12 protein-coding genes are annotated in these 16,013 nt (G+C 45.8%); 6 read left to right on the forward strand and 6 right to left on the reverse strand.

Annotated features, from left to right (window positions below):
• Window positions 1-168 precede the first annotated feature (168 nt).
• Together ribD and QUB44_RS20265 are read left to right on the forward strand one after the other, a co-directional pair.
• Window positions 169-1,344, forward strand: coding sequence for a bifunctional diaminohydroxyphosphoribosylaminopyrimidine deaminase/5-amino-6-(5-phosphoribosylamino)uracil reductase RibD (gene ribD, locus QUB44_RS20260; RefSeq protein WP_333370203.1), 1,176 nt, complete (start codon window positions 169-171; stop codon window positions 1,342-1,344).
• A gap of 52 nt (window positions 1,345-1,396) precedes the next feature.
• Window positions 1,397-2,008: a hypothetical protein gene (locus tag QUB44_RS20265; protein ID WP_333370205.1), complete on the forward strand. Its 612-nt coding sequence runs from the start codon at window positions 1,397-1,399 to the stop codon at window positions 2,006-2,008.
• A gap of 278 nt (window positions 2,009-2,286) precedes the next feature.
• On the opposite strand, the gene QUB44_RS20270 is transcribed toward QUB44_RS20265, so the two are convergent.
• Window positions 2,287-3,198: a PPC domain-containing protein gene (locus tag QUB44_RS20270; protein ID WP_333370207.1), complete on the reverse strand. Its 912-nt coding sequence runs from the start codon at window positions 3,196-3,198 to the stop codon at window positions 2,287-2,289.
• Window positions 3,199-3,291: 93 nt separating this feature from the next.
• On the opposite strand from QUB44_RS20270, the gene QUB44_RS20275 reads away from it, so the two are divergent.
• From QUB44_RS20275 to QUB44_RS20285, 3 genes are all read left to right on the forward strand, one after another.
• Entirely contained in the window at window positions 3,292-4,995 is a 1,704-nt protein-coding gene (locus QUB44_RS20275) for an NAD(P)/FAD-dependent oxidoreductase (RefSeq protein WP_333370209.1), read from the forward strand.
• 180 nt (window positions 4,996-5,175) lie between these two features.
• Window positions 5,176-5,658: an FxLYD domain-containing protein gene (locus QUB44_RS20280; RefSeq protein WP_333370211.1), complete on the forward strand. Its 483-nt coding sequence runs from the start codon at window positions 5,176-5,178 to the stop codon at window positions 5,656-5,658.
• A 312-nt stretch (window positions 5,659-5,970) separates the two neighbouring features.
• On the forward strand, window positions 5,971-7,698 hold the full coding sequence (locus tag QUB44_RS20285) for an ABC transporter ATP-binding protein (RefSeq protein ID WP_333370213.1): 1,728 nt from the start codon (window positions 5,971-5,973) through the stop codon (window positions 7,696-7,698).
• Between the two features lie 211 nt (window positions 7,699-7,909).
• Here QUB44_RS20285 and QUB44_RS20290 read toward each other — a convergent pair whose 3' ends face one another.
• Genes QUB44_RS20290 through QUB44_RS20300 form a run of 3 tightly spaced genes read right to left on the reverse strand, consistent with a single transcriptional unit; the run spans window position 7,910 to window position 13,096 of the window.
• Entirely contained in the window at window positions 7,910-8,353 is a 444-nt protein-coding gene (locus QUB44_RS20290) for a type II toxin-antitoxin system VapC family toxin (protein WP_333093073.1), read from the reverse strand.
• A complete protein-coding gene (locus QUB44_RS20295; RefSeq protein WP_333253403.1) occupies window positions 8,341-8,580 on the reverse strand; it encodes a hypothetical protein in 240 nt (79 codons plus the stop codon). The genes QUB44_RS20290 and QUB44_RS20295 overlap by 13 nt, the downstream gene beginning before the upstream one ends.
• 19 nt (window positions 8,581-8,599) lie before the next feature.
• Window positions 8,600-13,096, reverse strand: a complete 4,497-nt coding sequence (locus QUB44_RS20300; RefSeq protein WP_333370215.1) for a WD40 domain-containing protein — start codon at window positions 13,094-13,096, stop codon at window positions 8,600-8,602.
• Window positions 13,097-13,478: 382 nt separating this feature from the next.
• Here QUB44_RS20300 and QUB44_RS20305 point away from each other — a divergent pair, with 382 nt between their 5' ends.
• Complete coding sequence (locus QUB44_RS20305) at window positions 13,479-13,835, forward strand: hypothetical protein (protein ID WP_006631047.1); 357 nt, start codon at window positions 13,479-13,481, stop codon at window positions 13,833-13,835.
• Between the two features lie 52 nt (window positions 13,836-13,887).
• Here QUB44_RS20305 and QUB44_RS20310 read toward each other — a convergent pair whose 3' ends face one another.
• Entirely contained in the window at window positions 13,888-14,856 is a 969-nt protein-coding gene (locus QUB44_RS20310; protein WP_333370217.1) for a YegS/Rv2252/BmrU family lipid kinase, read from the reverse strand.
• 389 nt (window positions 14,857-15,245) lie between these two features.
• Entirely contained in the window at window positions 15,246-15,974 is a 729-nt protein-coding gene (locus QUB44_RS20315; protein WP_333370219.1) for a DUF3891 family protein, read from the reverse strand.
• Between the last annotated feature and the right edge of the window lie 39 nt (window positions 15,975-16,013).

Raw genomic sequence — 16,013 nt, forward strand, 5'->3', positions numbered from 1 at the left:
TTTACTCATGTTAAAGCTATTCGATCGGGCGTGCCGGATCGATGCCCTAAATTGCCCTTCACTCCTGGTAACGTACAGTTTGCCCCAGCCGCAATTGATCGTCGGTTCGTAGCCAAAATTAGCATCAAAGTTCAGTACACTCAGGGATAGATATAATACCAAAATCCTATGGAAACTTTTCCGGCGCACGCTAAAGCGATCGCCAGCTTAACTAACGGACAGCAGCAAGGTACAAAACAACTGGAAAACAGCGAAGTTCAAGAGTTCGATCGAGCCATGATGCGCCGCTGCATAGAATTGGCTCGCCGTGCTCTCGGCAAAACCGCACCCAACCCCCTTGTCGGTTCTGTAATTGTCCGAGACGGCAAGATTGTCGGCGAAGGGTTTCATCCCGGTGCCGGTCAACCTCACGCCGAAGTTTTTGCGCTCCGGGAAGCGGGGGAACTCGCCGAAGGAGCGACCGTCTACGTGAACCTGGAACCCTGCAACCACTACGGCCGGACTCCTCCGTGTTCCGAAGCTTTAGTTAAGGCCAAGGTGGCAAAAGTAGTGGCTGGCATGGTTGATCCGAATCCTTTGGTAGCTGGAACTGGGCTGGCCCGGTTGCGAGAGGCTGGCATTGAAGTGGTGGCGGGAGTGGAAGGGGAAGCTTGCCAAAAACTCAACGAGGCTTTCGTACACCGGATTTTGTACCGCCGGCCTTTGGGAATTTTGAAATATGCAATGACTTTGGACGGTAAAATTGCTACCAGTAGCGGCCACAGCGCTTGGGTGACAGGCGAGGAGGCTCGGAGCGAGGTACACCGGGTGCGCGTCGGCTGCGATGCTGTGATTGTTGGGGGAAATACGGTGCGTCTGGACAATCCCCTACTGACGAGTCACCAGCCTGATAGGAATAATCCCCTGCGGGTGGTGATGAGCCGCACTTTGGATTTGCCGAAGTCTGCTTGGTTGTGGGAAACCTCTGTGGCGGCTACTTTGGTGCTGACTGAGCCTGGGGTTAACCCGGAATTTCAGGAATTTTTGATTGCCAAAGGGGTGGAAGTTGTGGAGCTCTCGCCTCTGACACCGACTAATGTTATGGCTTATTTGTACGATCGATCTTTTCTTTCTGTACTCTGGGAGTGCGGTGGCACTTTGGCGGCTCAGGCAATTACTGAGGGTGCAGTTCAAAAAATTATGGCTTTTATTGCTCCTAAAATTGTCGGTGGCCAAGGAGCTCCAACTCCTGTGGGAGATTTGGGCTTTTCGGCAATGACTGAGGCTTTGACTTTAGAGCGGGTTTCTTGGCGCGCGGTGGGTGCAGATTGTGTGGTAGAAGGCTATTTAAAAATTAAAGATTGAAAGTTAAAAGCGAGTCTTTTGAGTTTTTGATTTTTAACTTTTAACTCCTTTTATGGTGGAAATTCTGATTTGGAGTTTGATGATTGGCAGTCTCGGCTTGGAGACTGCGCTTGTGGGTCTTTTGGTGAGCCACGAGCAATGGGATGCGGGGCAAAAATGCGATGAGGAGGAGGAAGTTTTGACTAGGTACGAATCTCAAGAGGATAATTTTAATGCGCCTGAAAATGCGCCAGCCAAGGGCAATCCCAAATCTGAACCTAATGCTGTTGATTTGACGGTTTGGGAGTACAAGATTGTGCGGGCTAGCAACGATTTGTTCCGCAATCCTGCGATTTTTCACAAGCTTTGCGGGGAAGAGGCGGAAGTTGGCTGGATTTTACTCGAAAAGCTAGACGACAGGCGGGTGCGGTTCAAACGTCCGATCGCGCTGCGGGACGCGCCGAGGCCTAATTTACCAACCTTTGACCCTTACCGCACTCATTACGGCCCGATCTCGAATACGATGAGTTGGGCGGTGACGATCGTGTTTCTGAGTGCGATCGTCCTTCCTGCTGTTTTGGGCTATGCTTTGGTGTCTACTACTCTAACGAGAAGTCGCTCTAATTGGCCTCCGACACCTGTTCAATCTTTGCCCTCTCCCAACGGGCCAGCAACTAATAAGTGAAACATCGGTATGAAGGAAGATGAAAGATGGAAGAATGAAGAGAGAATTGTTTGTTTTAAAATCAAGTCCGGTCAAAAAAATATAATTAAGTTGGTAGTGAGGAGTGAACTCCTCTATTTTCTTAAAAAACTAATGACAAACAATTATATTATAAGCAATTAACCGGACAACATCTAACTGACAAACCAGCAGAATTAGGGAATGATAAATTTTTCTTTAATTCTGCCTTCTGTCTTCCACCTTCAAATTTGGGCTGCCTTCGACTGTAAGCCATCCTGTCATACAAGCGGAGTGGGAGAAGGAGCCGCTAGCAATCTCAAGTCATAATTTGTATCGCCTTGAAATTGAGAAACGCGGACAAAATAAGTCCCTGCAGGTAGAGGCCCATTGCTGACAATTGTTTCTGAAGCCGTGCCTAAATTGTTAGACGAAGCAATAAGATCGTCTAATCCAACTGCGCCGTTGCCGTTGAGATCTTGAATTAATTCAACATCAACATCTGCACTCAAACCGTCAACAGTTACACTGAAAAGGCTGGGAGTATTGAGGATAAAACTGTAAATGTCGGCTGGTTCAGCATCTCCCACAAAATCGCTCGCCGTTTGAATTTCAGTCAGAATGCCCAGGCTTTTTGCTGCGTTCAAATTGTCGGCGGGATCGGGGAGAGTGCTCAACAGTCCTTCTTGTAGGCCGAATTGAATGTAGTGATCGATCGCACTTTTAACTGCGCCGCTTGTGACTGCTGCTGCTACCAGCGGATATTTTTCTAGATAAAAGCTGGGATCGAAGAAAACGCTGGGTTTGCGGTTTTCAAATTGACCGACGTTGAAGTAGTGCTCAAATGCGGTAAATTGATTTGTTTGGACTGCTGTCTGAACCTCTGGGTTGCTTGCTAGATAAAAATTAACATCGAAGAATGGGTTGGGACTGCGAATTTCAAATTGACCGAATCTAATAAAGTGATCGGCTCCTGAAAAGCCGTTGAGTTTGGCTGATACCGCTACATCTGTATTGGTGTCTAAATAATAGCTGGCGTCGAACAGGGCATTCGGGTCGCGATTTTCAAATTTGCCAATTTTTCGGTAGTGATCGAAGGGACTCGATACCGTGCCTCTGGCAACTGCTACGGCGACATCTGAGTTGTTTTCGAGATAAAATTTGCTGTCGAACAGTGTTCTGAGGGTTAGCATTATTAAAAAAATCTCTCTGGACTTTAGTCTGGAAATTGCACGATCGAGAATTCAGTTTACATCAAAGTTTTGTTTTGTGAGGATGTCTTAATTATGGCTAAATCTGCACTGATGGCAATGCTGCGCCGCGCTGCGAGTATTGCCCAGAAATCGAGGGAAACGGGCATTCCGGCTGATGAACTGCTGGGGATGCTGAGCGATCGCATTCCCAATTCTCCCATATCTCGTCGCCAGTTGCTGCACGGGGGTTTAGCTGCTGCGGGGGCTGCCGCTGCTGCGACTTTTACCAGGGATGGAGGGGGAGCTTTTGCTCAACAGGGCGGACGATCGCCGATTTTGGTTGTGGGTGCGGGAATTGCGGGTTTGACGGCCGCCTATCGTTTGCGCCAAGCGGGTGTGCGCGCCGATATAATCGAGGCAACTAACCGCGTGGGGGGGCGGATTCGCACTATTCCCAAGGTGGCTGGAACGCTAATTCCGGCGGACGTGGGGGGAGAATTTATTGACACCGGCCACACTAATTTAATCTCGCTGGCGACGGAATTGGGTTTGCGGGCGATCGACTTAGCTCAAGTGCAGAGTGGATTGGTGAAGGATACTTTTTTCTTTCAAGGGCGACGATTTCCTCTTGAGCAAATAATCGCGGATTTTGCGCCGCTAGCGACTAAAATCAATGGAGATTTGGGCGCTATCGGAGATAACATTAGCTATCTCGATTTTACGGAAGTAGCAGAAAGATTGGACAATCTTTCGATCGCGGAATATCTAGACCAAGCTGATACTAGCACGCTACTGCGACAATTGTTGCGGGTTGCTTATACGGTATTCTACGGTCGAGATCCCGAAGAACAGTCGGCGTTAAATCTGCTGTTTTTAATCGGTTCTGAAGCGGGCAGTTTTGAATTGTACGGCGACAGCGATGAGCGCTATCAAATTGACGGCGGCAACAGTCAAATTATCAACCGTTTGGCGGGTCAATTGTCTGGTTCGATAGAGGCGGGGACGGTTTTGGAAGCGATTACTCTTTTGCCGGATGGCCGGTATCGGGTAAATTTGCGATCGGGATTAAGCGCGTTCGAGCGCACTTACGAGCGAGTGTTGTTAACTTTGCCGTTCAGCACTCTGCGAGACGTTAAAATTAACGTACCTTTGCCCCAACCAAAGCAGCGGGCGATCGAGCAATTGGGTTACGGTACTAATTCTAAGTTAGTTACTGGCTACCGTAGCCGGATTTGGCGGGAACTTTATCGATCGACTGCTTCTGTTTATAGTGATTTAGAATTCCAGAGTACCTGGGAAGCTACGCCTTTCGCTCCTACTCCTAACGGTTTAGTTACTAATTTTACAGGAGGAAAGCAGGGTTTGTCGATCGGTGCCGGAACTCCAGAAGACCAAGCACAAAGATTTTTGAACCAATTTGAAACAGTTTTTCCCGGAGTGAGAAATTTGCGATCGGGCAAAGCTGTGCGAGCTTATTGGCCGGGAGAACGCTTTTCTAAAGGTTCTTATTCCTGCTATTTAGTCGGACAGTGGACGCAAATGTACGGCGTTGAAGGCGAACGAGTTGGGAACTTATTTTTTGCCGGGGAACACACTTCGCTGGAAAATCAAGGTTACATGGAAGGCGCTTGCGAAACGGGACAAAGGGCGGCTGTTGAAATTTTGCAAGATTTGGGTTTGATAGCTCCTGCTGATGCTTTGAATGCTCGAACTGCGAGCGGTTTGAACAATCGCCGTCCGAGCCGGAAAATTCCCGGAGCGCGGAATCTTAGGAATAGAAAGCCGAGTATTAGATAATCTCGTAGGGTTCGCATCTAATTCTTGTTTGCCGTTGCTCCTAGCCCGTGCATCTAATTCTTGTGGGGTGGGCTTCTAGCCCGCCCGAAAATTTAAATGACTCGTAAGGTACACCATACATAGAGATATGCAAACGTAAAAATTATGTGAATTATCATGTACAACTTCTTCTAAAAAAACATGATTATTTTACCTTTAACACTAGCTTTATCTAGTTTGCTAATGTCGCCGAGCTCGGTTCGCCCTTTGCTTACAGACGCTACAAATACACTTGCTCAAAACTCACCAGTTGACGAGCCGTTTTGCTACATGAAAACCCCCGACGGCAAAACAGTAGACTTGGGCAAATTGTGCGAGAAACAGCCAGCTTCTGGAACTGCTCAAACTTGCATTCCCGGTTCCAACATCGCTGCAAAAGTGTCAATTGCTGCGGCAAATTATGACGGCAACTTTTTCAGCGGTCAAGTGCTTAATCAAGGCTGCAAAACAATCAAGAATGTCAAAGTCAATTATGAAGTTTTGGACGAGTCAGGCAATTTAATTGACAACGGATTTATCTACGCTCAACCAGTTACTCTTGCACCCGGACAGTCAGCCACCTTTCGGGGCGAAGTTGTCGCGGGGGCTAAAGTGCAGGCTACTCATGCCGACGGTCAGGAATGATTTTAGATTTTAGATTTTAGATTGAAGAATTGGACAATTAACCCCACGGATGAATCTGGGGGCTGTGTATCCCGGATGTTTTCGGTGAAGAATGATTGTTGAGATTTGTCCGATCGCTGTTATCATATTCTGGCTCCAATATCTCTATGACTTACGCAATGAGTGACGCAGAGATCCCCCTAAATCCCCCTTAAGAAGGGGGACTTTGAATAATAATCTTGTCCCCCCCTTATTAAGGGGGGTTAGGGGGGATCTAAGTTTGAATATTCTTGCAGAGATTCCCAAAAACAGAATTTGCGAGGGCAAAATATCTTGAAAACTCGATCGACATACTGGCAAATCTTACCCTACCTCCGTCCCCAAAAACAAACCATCGGTAAAGCATTAGCTTGTACCGTAGTATTTACCATATTTTGGCCAATTATAGCGTGGCTAGTTGGCGAAACTGCCAAATTTATAGGTAAAGGAGATTTACAGGGGTTCGCTCAAATTGCTGCACTCAGCGCCATTATATTTCTAATTCGCGGTACAGCCCAGTACGGTCAAGATACGCTGATGGCAAAAGCAGCTTTGACTATTGCTTTAGAAATCCGCAAAAAAGTCTACTCCCACCTGCAAAAACTCAATATCGGCTACTTTGAAACTGCCAAAACCGGAGACTTATCCTACCGCCTCACCGAAGATATTGACCGCATTGGCGAAGTCGTAAATAAATTTTTTCATCAATTTATCCCTTGTGTTTTGCAGCTAATTGCGGTTCTGGGATATATGATTTATCTCAACTGGCAATTAACTTTAGGTGCATTAATTATTGCACCGCTGATGGCTATTTTAATTGGTTGGTTTGGGGAGAAACTGCTAAGTTACTCGCGGCAAAGTCAAAATCGTATCTCTGATTTATCAGCTTTGCTGACAGAAGTATTCAGCGGCATTCGTTTAATCAAAGCATTTGTGGCTGAAGACTACGAAATTGCCCGCTTTGCAGAAGAAGCAGAACAAAACCGCCGCGCTAAGTATTTGTCAGAAAGAGTAAAAGCACTTCAGTTCGTTGTAGTTGGCTTTCTGGAAGCGATGAGCGTAATTTTGCTCTTTTTCTTGGGAGGTTGGCAAATTTCTCAAGGAAATCTCACAGGTACTCAATTTATCAGTTATATCGCAGGGGTGGCACTTTTAATTGATCCGATCGCTATTACCACTGCTAATTACGGCGATTTCAAGCAGGGAGAAGCTTCTAGCGATCGCATTTTTGAATTATTAGCAATTCAACCGACAGTAGTCGAAAAGCCGGGGGCAACTGAACTTCCCCATGTTACAGGTAAAGTCGAATACCGCAACATTAATTTTGCCTATAACTCAGAGACACCGATTTTACAAAATATGAGTTTGTTGGTGCTGCCCGGAGAAATGATTGCTCTCGTGGGCGCATCGGGTGCGGGTAAAACTACTTTAGTAAACTTGTTACCCAGATTTTACGATCCGCAAGCGGGACAGATTTTAATTGATGGTATTGATATTCAAGATGTCACCTTAAATACTCTGCGGCGGCAAATCGGCATTGTACCGCAGGAAACTATTCTTTTTTCGGGTACGATCGCTCAAAATATCGCTTTCGGTCAATCTTATTATGAACTGAAAGATGTTCAAAAAGCTGCGGAGATTGCCAACGCTCATCAATTTATTAGTCAGTTTCCTGACGGCTACCAAACTTGGGTAGGAGAAAGGGGTGTAAACTTATCTGGGGGACAAAAACAAAGAATTGCGATCGCCCGTGCAGTTTTGCTCGATCCGAGAATATTGATTTTGGATGAGGCTACATCTGCGCTGGATTCGGAATCCGAAGGTTTAGTGCAAGAAGCGCTGGAAAGATTGATGCGCGATCGCACTGTGTTTATTATCGCGCACCGCTTGGCTACTGTGCGGAGAGCCGATCGCATTTTAGTTTTGGAAAAAGGCAGAATTGTCGAATCAGGGACGCACGAGGAGTTGCTGGAAAAGGGCGATCGATATGCTGGCTACTACGCTCAACAGTTTAGTCAGTAGGCTACGTTAGAAACCGGGTTTTTGGCCGTTTCTGCTGGCCTCAACGAAGTATTCTCGTAAAAAACCCGGTTTCTGACCACCCGTGTGTAAGTCCTATCAGAAATCGTATTTTGTCATCTGCCTTCCCCGAAGTCAACCTGACGGTTGAACAGGTTTTCAGATATATCCAAAGAGAAGAATAGCATTATTTTGGGAATGCGATCGCCTATGATTATGATGCCAAAACATCACTCAGGATGACAACAGATAGATTGGGAACATTACGAAATCCATTGTCATTGGTGAGAAACAGCGTACAACCTTCACTGATGGCTGTTGCAGCATGAATAGCATCAGGGGTTTTGAGATTGGTATTAGCTCTTAAATTAGCTGCTGTTCTCAGTACAGATTGAGTGATGGGAACTAGCTGTATATCTGAGGATAATAAAAGTTGTTCGTAGTCACTGACTAAGATAGTGTTAGCATTTTTCAGAGGGAAAACTAAGGTTTCCAGTAACGTCAATTCACTGGTCATAAGTTCAATCTCACCTGTTTGAAACTTCAGCCACAAGGGTTGGAGAAGCGAATAGTAATTCGGGTGAGCTTCAACGGTGTAAATAATGACTTGTGTATCCAAGTAAATTGTAGCAGAGGATGGTAGGTTTAGTTGTCCCATGAGTTTCTTTCTTCTTCTAGTTCCCGGTCAATTTCTTCAACAGTTCTAGAGACATGACGGCTGCGGATTTCTGTAAGCAATTCCAACACCTTACGCCGCCTGCCTTGCGGCTTTTCTGGTATGATCACAAAAACTTCAACCTCTTCGCCCACCGATCCAGGTGGCACTTGAATTTCAAGTTTATTTCCTGCAAGAACTTTGGTTGTAATCCGTATTGCTGACTGCATAGTTTCTACTTTTCGATGATTAATTTTCAACAGCCCCTAAAGCTTTGAGCGTGGCTTTTTCAACTTCTGTTAAACCCGTAACTCCTGCAATATTCATGTTTTCATAAGGTCTGTCACTTTTGAGTATTTTGAGGCACTCACCGGTCTCAATCTCCCAAATCATAATTGTGCCATCCCGACTGCAAGCAGCAATAATTTGATCCTCTGAATTGAAGGCAACATAGTTAATTCTACTGGTATGACCTTGTAAAATTTTGAGACATTCACCTGTACGAATATCCCATAGTCTTACCGTTAGATCGACACTTCCACTAGCAACTATTTCACCAGAATAACTAAAGGCAACTGAACTTATCCAATCAGTATGCCCGTGAAAAATATTGAGGCATTCACCGCTGTTGATATCCCATAGTCTTACTTTTTGATCCACACTTCCACTAGCAACTAATTCACCATTCTGGCTAAAGGCGATCGCGCGTGCCGAACCGGTATGCCCCTGCAAGATTTGGAGGCATTCACCAGTATGGATATCCCACAGCCTCACCGTTCCGTCATAACCTGTACTGGCAAATATTTCGCCCAAGGGACTGAAGGCAACCGAGTATAATGAAGTGTTATGCCCTTGCCAGGTTTTGAGGCACTCACCACTGCGGATATCCCACAGCCTCACCGTTTGGTCATAACTACCACTGGCAAGTATTTCACCCGAAGGATTAAAGGCGATCGAGCGTACTTCCTTTCCACACTCTGGCAAAGTATGGAGGCATTCACCAGTGTTGACATCCCACAGCCTCAACGTTTGGTCATAACTACCGCTAGCAAGTATTTCACCGTTGGGATGGAAGGCAACTAAATGTACCCGGTCGAGATGTCCCTGCAAGATTTGCAGGCATTCACCAGTGTTGACATCCCACAGCCTGACTGTTTGTTCGTCATCGCCGCTGGCAAGAATTTCACCGTTTGGACTAAAGGCTACTGACCTTACTTGAGTGCTATGCCCTTGCAACGTATTCAAGCATTCACCGCTGCTAATAGCCCACAGCCTCAGCGTTTGGTCATAACTACCGCTAACAAGTATTTCACCCGCAGGATGGAAAGCCACTGACCCTACTTGATTACAATGTCCTTGCAAAGTATTCAAGCATTCACCAGTGCGAATATCCCACAGTTTCGCAGTTTGATCGAAACTTCCACTTGCCAGTATTTCGCCCGAAGGACTCAAGGCGATAGACCGTACTTGATCGAAATGTCCCTCCAAAGTTTTGAGACATTCACCGCTACCGATATTCCACAGCCTCACTGTTTTGTCGGCGCTTCCACTAGCAAGTATTTCACCAGCAGAATCGAAAGCAACTGAAAACACGTTTTTAGTATGACCTTGCAAAGTTTTGAGACATTCACCGCTACCGATATTCCACAACCTCACTGTTTTGTCGCCGCTTCCACTAGCAAGTATTTCACCAGCAGGATGGAAAGCAACTGAAAATACAACTTTAGTATGGTGTTGCAAAGTTTTGAGGCATTCACCCCTGCGGATATCCCATAACCTTATCGTGCGATCGAAACTCCCACTAGCAAGTATATTTCCATCAGGATTGAAGGTGACAAACATTACTGATTCGGTATGTCCCTGCAACACTTTTAAACATTCACCACTCTTGACATCCCATAACTTGATTGTTTTGTCATAACTCCCGCTAGCAAGTATCTCACCGTCAGGACTGAAGGCCACTGACTCCACCACGTTGGTATGTCCTTTACAGGTCAATATTTCTCTGCCAGTGCTAGCTTCCCACAAGCGAACTACGCCATCACTATCACCTGTAGCTAACAGTTTGCCATCAGGACTAAATATTACTGACCGAACCCTTCCGAAGATTTTAGTAAAATCAGAATTAGCCAAATTAGCTTCAGCAAAGTTGACGTGACGCAGCGTCGCATTTGTAAAATCAGCACCTAAAATAACCGCACGAGACAGGTCTTTTGTTTCTAACGCAGTGCGATCGATTTTCACCAACAGCGTCGCCGCATTCCCTCCCACATAACCCACCTCACTTTCTGTTTTTCCCCGCGTTGCTTCCAGAATTTCCAATAATTCCTCCGTAGCTGCCCCTACATCAAGGCAGGGCCGGCACGAGGACACCGCCCCTACCATTGGTAACAACAAATCCATCACAGCTTTTGTCAGCGGCGCTTTTCCGAAACTCTGACAAAGTTGCCCTAAATCTTCAGTAGTAAATCCCTGCAAAGGCGCGATAAGTTCACCATTGTTTCTCTTTTGGGCTTGCAATCGACAATAATTAGACCAAGTATATTTTTGAGGCGCTGCATTAGGATCTAAACAAGACTGTTCGGGCGCAACTAATTCGGTAAAATCTGCGGCCAAAACTCCCAATTCCGCTGCAAATTTGTAAGCGACAAAAAACTCTAATAACGAACGATGGGCTGGAGTATAATCCCCATCTGCATTGCGAATTAGCATCGTTTGACCCATCATGTCGTAGTGCCAGTGGTCTAAGTCTTTTTCCTCCTGCACGACGGAACCAAACAGGTCTCGAATGCGATCGGGAAAACCGCGATAATTGAGACTCATTTGGTTGGTAGACAGCATTTCCCAAGACAGTTCGCACAAAAAGTAAAGCTTATCTGCTACTGAAGTAAAAGTACGTTCTGCTTTGATATCTCTCTCTATCTTCCGCCGCACCGCATACAGATAAATCCGCGACATATCGACTGGTTTTCCAGCTTCAATATCGGGCAATGCTTCCAAAATTAACTCGGTCATCACCGGGCGACGCGCTAAATCCAATAGTTGCGGGTTTCCCATCACTTTTTCGACAGTCGCCGCTTCTGTTTGAAATGACAGCGCTTGCCTAATTTGGTCGTCGTTAAATTTTTCTAATTCTAAGACTTCAAATTGGGGAATTTCGCCTGTTAAAATGGTTGTTGATGCTTGCAGTTCTGCATTGAACAATGCCCGTCCTTCCTTGCCTTCAGGAAAGTGTTCGGTACGGCAAGTGAGGATGACTTTTGCGCCGGGAACGACGGCTTTTGCTAATTCCCAGAAGTTGTTGATGGTTTCTTGCCGATCGCACTTAGCGGCCATTTCATCAAAACCATCGAAAATCAACAGAAACTTGCCCATCCGATTTAGCTGTTCAAAAGCCGAATAACCCGCCAAAGGTATCTCGTGCTTGCGAAAGAAAAACTCGGAAAATAGCGACTCGACACTAACTGCTTTGGCGTAATCTCGCAAAGGAATTACTAACGGCAAACGCGGACGTTCTAATCCCCGCTTTTGAGCATTTCGGTAGCGTTGCAGCGCCATCCAAGCATAGTGCATCGCAAACCAACTTTTTCCAGTTCCAAATTCTCCTAAAACTGAAATATGTTCTTTTACTGGGTCATTCAACCACAGGTCAAGATAACCTTCGATCCAGCCATCTCCTTGGCCATAATGACTCACGCCTATCTTGCGGTGAGTATCGGGGTCGATTTCTTCTTTCGTACAAGCTAGCGGCACGTATTTTGTATTAATTTTCCGGCTGGTAATTTCTGTTTCTAGCCAATCCAGATAAGCGGTAAAATCGGCATCTTGGTCGAGTAATTCATCGAACGTATAGCAAGCTAAATTACGATTTTCGGCTTTCTCTACTTCATCCCGCGCGGCGCGACTGATGCGGCGGGCCGTAACTAACCAGCCTTCATCGGTGCGCTGTTTTTCTACCGACTCGCGCAAGGCTGAGATGTCTCTGAGTCCGGCTTCTCCGGCTATTCCGCGCACTAAAATGCGATCGTACCGATTGCGTCTGACGGGAACATTGATAATCCATTCAAAATAGTTATCTTCCGAGATGTGATAGGTTTCAAACTTATAACTTAATGTTTCAAACCAACCACGAACTTGCTGTGATAAAATAAAAGCTTGAGACTTTTGAATATTAGTTGATGCGGCGGCGGCGGGAAGTGCGGGATAATCTTCAGCTTCCAGTCGTGCAAACTCGGTGCGAATTCCTTCGATAGTGGGCAGGCGTTCGATGCGATCCATTACCAAAGATAGGCGTTTTTGCAAAGATGCGATCGAATTTCCCACCATCACGTCGTTGATCGATCTCGTCCGCTTTGCTACCTCCATAAACACGGCCGCAAACGCCATGAATTCCCGTCTGGGGTCAATCCCTAAATTTCGGAGTTCCCGACCCAAAGCAGACTCGCTGAGAAACTCATCGCCTGCTTGAATTAAAATGGCTGGGCTATCGGACTCGAAGGCTTTGCGAAATGCTGATTCAATCTCTTTTTGGCGAAACAGTTCTAAAATTTGTTTGGGTTTGCCAGCGCCGTACTCGACTAAAGTATAAACGTAAACTCCGCTAAAATCTGCGGGCGGAGCATCAGGATCGAGGTTAAATTTTTTTAAGATTTTGATGACTCTTTCGTTGCGCTGAAGCTTGTCTTGTAGGGTGCCGAAGGGAATTGTCGTCAGGAGACTGATAACTAAGTCGAGACTAATTAGCATGATTTAGGCTTTCCTGTTTTTCTGTGGAAGTAATGCTCAAATCTAGAATCGGTAGGCTGTGTCCCTGAAATGCGCTGCGGGCGATGATCGCAAACAGCTCTATTTTTATTATGGTAACAGGATTTACGCGCTCCGACCAAAGAAACCGGGTTTTTACGGAATCTGCTGGTCGGAGCGCGTCTTTTCCTAAAAAACCCGGTTTCTGACCCACCGTTGGTAAGTTATATTCAGTTAATTAACTTAGCATTTTTTAGGAAATTTTACAACTATAAAACACACTAAAAACCGAAATAAATTGTAGCAATAATAGCTCTAATTGAGTTGTTATATACGATATTTAAAAGTTAAAATATAGATAACTAACAAATAAAATTTGCTATCTATGAAAATACAATCTTCTGTCTTAGTCCACCTGGGATTTGGCAAATATGTACGCTCCGATCGAGTAACAGCAGTAATACCAATTGAAGAAGAACGCGGGCCCGGTCGGCGCACTTTCGTGCACGTAGACGGCGAAGCAGACCCGATCGTGGCTTCGCGCGCGGAAGATACAATTGTTCGCGATTTGGTGCAGGAACCGCGCGAAATAACTCAAGCTCGGCAGCAACAAGAAATCCTGCAAGATTTGCTGGCAGATTTGAGCAATGTTAACGTCACCGTGCGCCGCATCAGCCGCGATGAAGGCGGACTCGACTTAGAACGTTTGGAGCGTCGCATTCGCCAAATTTTAGACGCATAAAAATTAAAGACCGCTCGGACGGTCTTTCTTATTGTTTGTGTCGCTAAAAATTTTAAGTTGAGGGTTTCAATGTAATTTCGATGTCCGCTAAACCGGTGAGTTTTTCCACCACAGGTTCTTCTTCTACTCGCGGTACAAAAATAGTTAAACCTCCCGGAACGCACTCAATAGAAACCGGAGTCATGCCGATGAGTTCGCCGTCTACAACCACTTTTTGAGGCGGATCGGCACTAATTGTTACTTTTTTTGCTCGCAAATAACCAATGTCGTCGCGATCCGTAGGATTGCCGCTCAAAGCTGTTTGCAAAAGGTGATAAGAAGCTGCGATCGCCCCAGCTTTATTCTCAGGCGCCACCAGCGTCACGTCCAGCAAGCCGTCATCAAAAACGATCCCCGCCGGGCCTTGAGCTAAAATCGAAGTAGGCGGCGCTGCATTCGCCACTGTCACCGCGACAGCAGTAAGGCTGATAATTCTATCTTCCGTTTCGATTTCCGCTTCAAATCTTTCTAAATTGTTTAACTGTTTAATTCCCGACAAAATGTAAGCCAGCATTCCCCAGCGATTCTTCATTTCGCGATCGGCTAGTTCGACGGTTTCTGCCTCAAAACCCACTCCCGATAACAAAACCATCGGCATTTCACCGTTGCAAATCGCCGCATCCACCACCCGCGTCAACCCTCCAAAAATAGTGGCGCAGGCGGTTTCAATTGTATTCGGAATATCTAAAGCATTAGCAAAAGCATTAGCCGTTCCCCGCGAAATAATTCCTAAAGGAATATTTGTGCCCACAATCGCCCCAGCAACTGCAGATAATGTGCCGTCGCCCCCGCAAGCAATAATTTCCTCAACTCCTCTATCAACTGCTTCGCGGGCGATTTGATCTGCGTCTAATTCTGGGGTTGTTAGACGAATGTCTAAGTCAATAAAAGGCTCTAAAAGTTCCTGAATTCTAGCTAAGTCTTGGTCGGGGTCGCTGTTGCCGGCGACTGGATTGAAAATTAGGCAAGCTGAACGTTTCATAGTTGGTAATAGGTAATAGGTAATGGATAATGGCTGAACTGAAACCCTCGATTTTTTTTCGTTGGTCTCGAAGTTTCGATAGCCATCACATCCCCCTTAATAAGACCCATTTTGACTGTTCTTATCCCCCCCTTATTAAGGGGAGTTAAGGGAGAGCAAGACTCAACTATAACGCTGATTGATATCATGTCCGATCGAGTGACCGCGATTAACAGGGCGGGTTTTTGAGATTGTCAATTATTGGCAGATATTTTTCGTGAACCCGCCCCTACCTTATTAGGGGTAATCGACCCGACATAATATGAGACATGGTTTTAACATTAAGTTAACACAAATGTCATGCCCGCTAAACTTCGACAACAACCCTCACCTATTTTTCAAAGGTTTAATTAAGACTTGACAAAAGTCCACTCTAAGACTTGGCGCGGAGCTTTTTGCAGCGCTTCCTTAATTTCCTCGTTGCTGTCAAACTTGACTTTATCCAAATTGCACGCTTCGACGTTCACAGTAAACTTATCGTCTTCAAAAGGCCAAGGAGTTACAGTCACGAGTTCGTTGCTCTGCTGTAAAATATCGTAGCGCTTGCCGTCCGGGCCGACAGTAATTTCTAAAGCTCGTTCTCCGGCGGGTAACTCGCGGCAGCAAAGAATTAATGATAGCCGATCGCACCACTGGAAAAAAGCATAAGCTGCCTTAGCATCTTCCTCAGAAATATTCAACTCTTTTTGCCATTTTTTTTGATTTTCCAGTTGTTCGTCCAAAAACTCGTCGAGTTCCTTCGACTCTCCCCGCTTTCCTTCATTGAGATAGCTCATGTGCATAGAAATTAGCATTGCTACCCACCTACCGCGATATAGGGAATTCTCCGTCATGGCTTTAATTTTAGGTAGAGAAGTTTCCGTCTGCAACGTAAAATCAAAGGGCGCGCCCGCTTCAGTTAAAATATTATCTTCCCACTCTTTCTCCAAATCATCGTGATGCGAAATCGCGGCTATGGTTTCGTACAAGCGAAGCGGAGATTTCGAGCGCTTCCACTGTCCGCCAAGTTGGGCGGCGAGCAAAGCATGGGCGCGGTGGTAAATAATTTCCCAGCCGGTGGCGGTTAAGTTAGCAATCATTGAATTTTTGTCCTGAATTAAATTGATAAAAGTATTTTG

This window comes from Microcoleus sp. AT3-D2 (assembly GCF_036705715.1).
Taxonomy (GTDB): Bacteria; Cyanobacteriota; Cyanobacteriia; order Cyanobacteriales; family Microcoleaceae; genus Microcoleus.

Bases quoted from the DNA above. Each gene is read 5' to 3' on its own strand.
- ribD (WP_333370203.1), top strand. From the start codon at position 169: ATGGAAACTTTTCCGGCGCACGCTAAAGCGATCGCCAGCTTAACTAAC.
- QUB44_RS20265 (WP_333370205.1), top strand. From the start codon at position 1,397: ATGGTGGAAATTCTGATTTGGAGTTTGATGATTGGCAGTCTCGGCTTG.
- QUB44_RS20270 (WP_333370207.1), bottom strand. From the start codon at position 3,198: ATGCTAACCCTCAGAACACTGTTCGACAGCAAATTTTATCTCGAAAAC.
- QUB44_RS20275 (WP_333370209.1), top strand. From the start codon at position 3,292: ATGGCTAAATCTGCACTGATGGCAATGCTGCGCCGCGCTGCGAGTATT.
- QUB44_RS20280 (WP_333370211.1), top strand. From the start codon at position 5,176: ATGATTATTTTACCTTTAACACTAGCTTTATCTAGTTTGCTAATGTCG.
- QUB44_RS20290 (WP_333093073.1), bottom strand. From the start codon at position 8,353: ATGGGACAACTAAACCTACCATCCTCTGCTACAATTTACTTGGATACA.
- QUB44_RS20295 (WP_333253403.1), bottom strand. From the start codon at position 8,580: ATGCAGTCAGCAATACGGATTACAACCAAAGTTCTTGCAGGAAATAAA.
- QUB44_RS20300 (WP_333370215.1), bottom strand. From the start codon at position 13,096: ATGCTAATTAGTCTCGACTTAGTTATCAGTCTCCTGACGACAATTCCC.
- QUB44_RS20305 (WP_006631047.1), top strand. From the start codon at position 13,479: ATGAAAATACAATCTTCTGTCTTAGTCCACCTGGGATTTGGCAAATAT.
- QUB44_RS20310 (WP_333370217.1), bottom strand. From the start codon at position 14,856: ATGAAACGTTCAGCTTGCCTAATTTTCAATCCAGTCGCCGGCAACAGC.
- QUB44_RS20315 (WP_333370219.1), bottom strand. From the start codon at position 15,974: ATGATTGCTAACTTAACCGCCACCGGCTGGGAAATTATTTACCACCGC.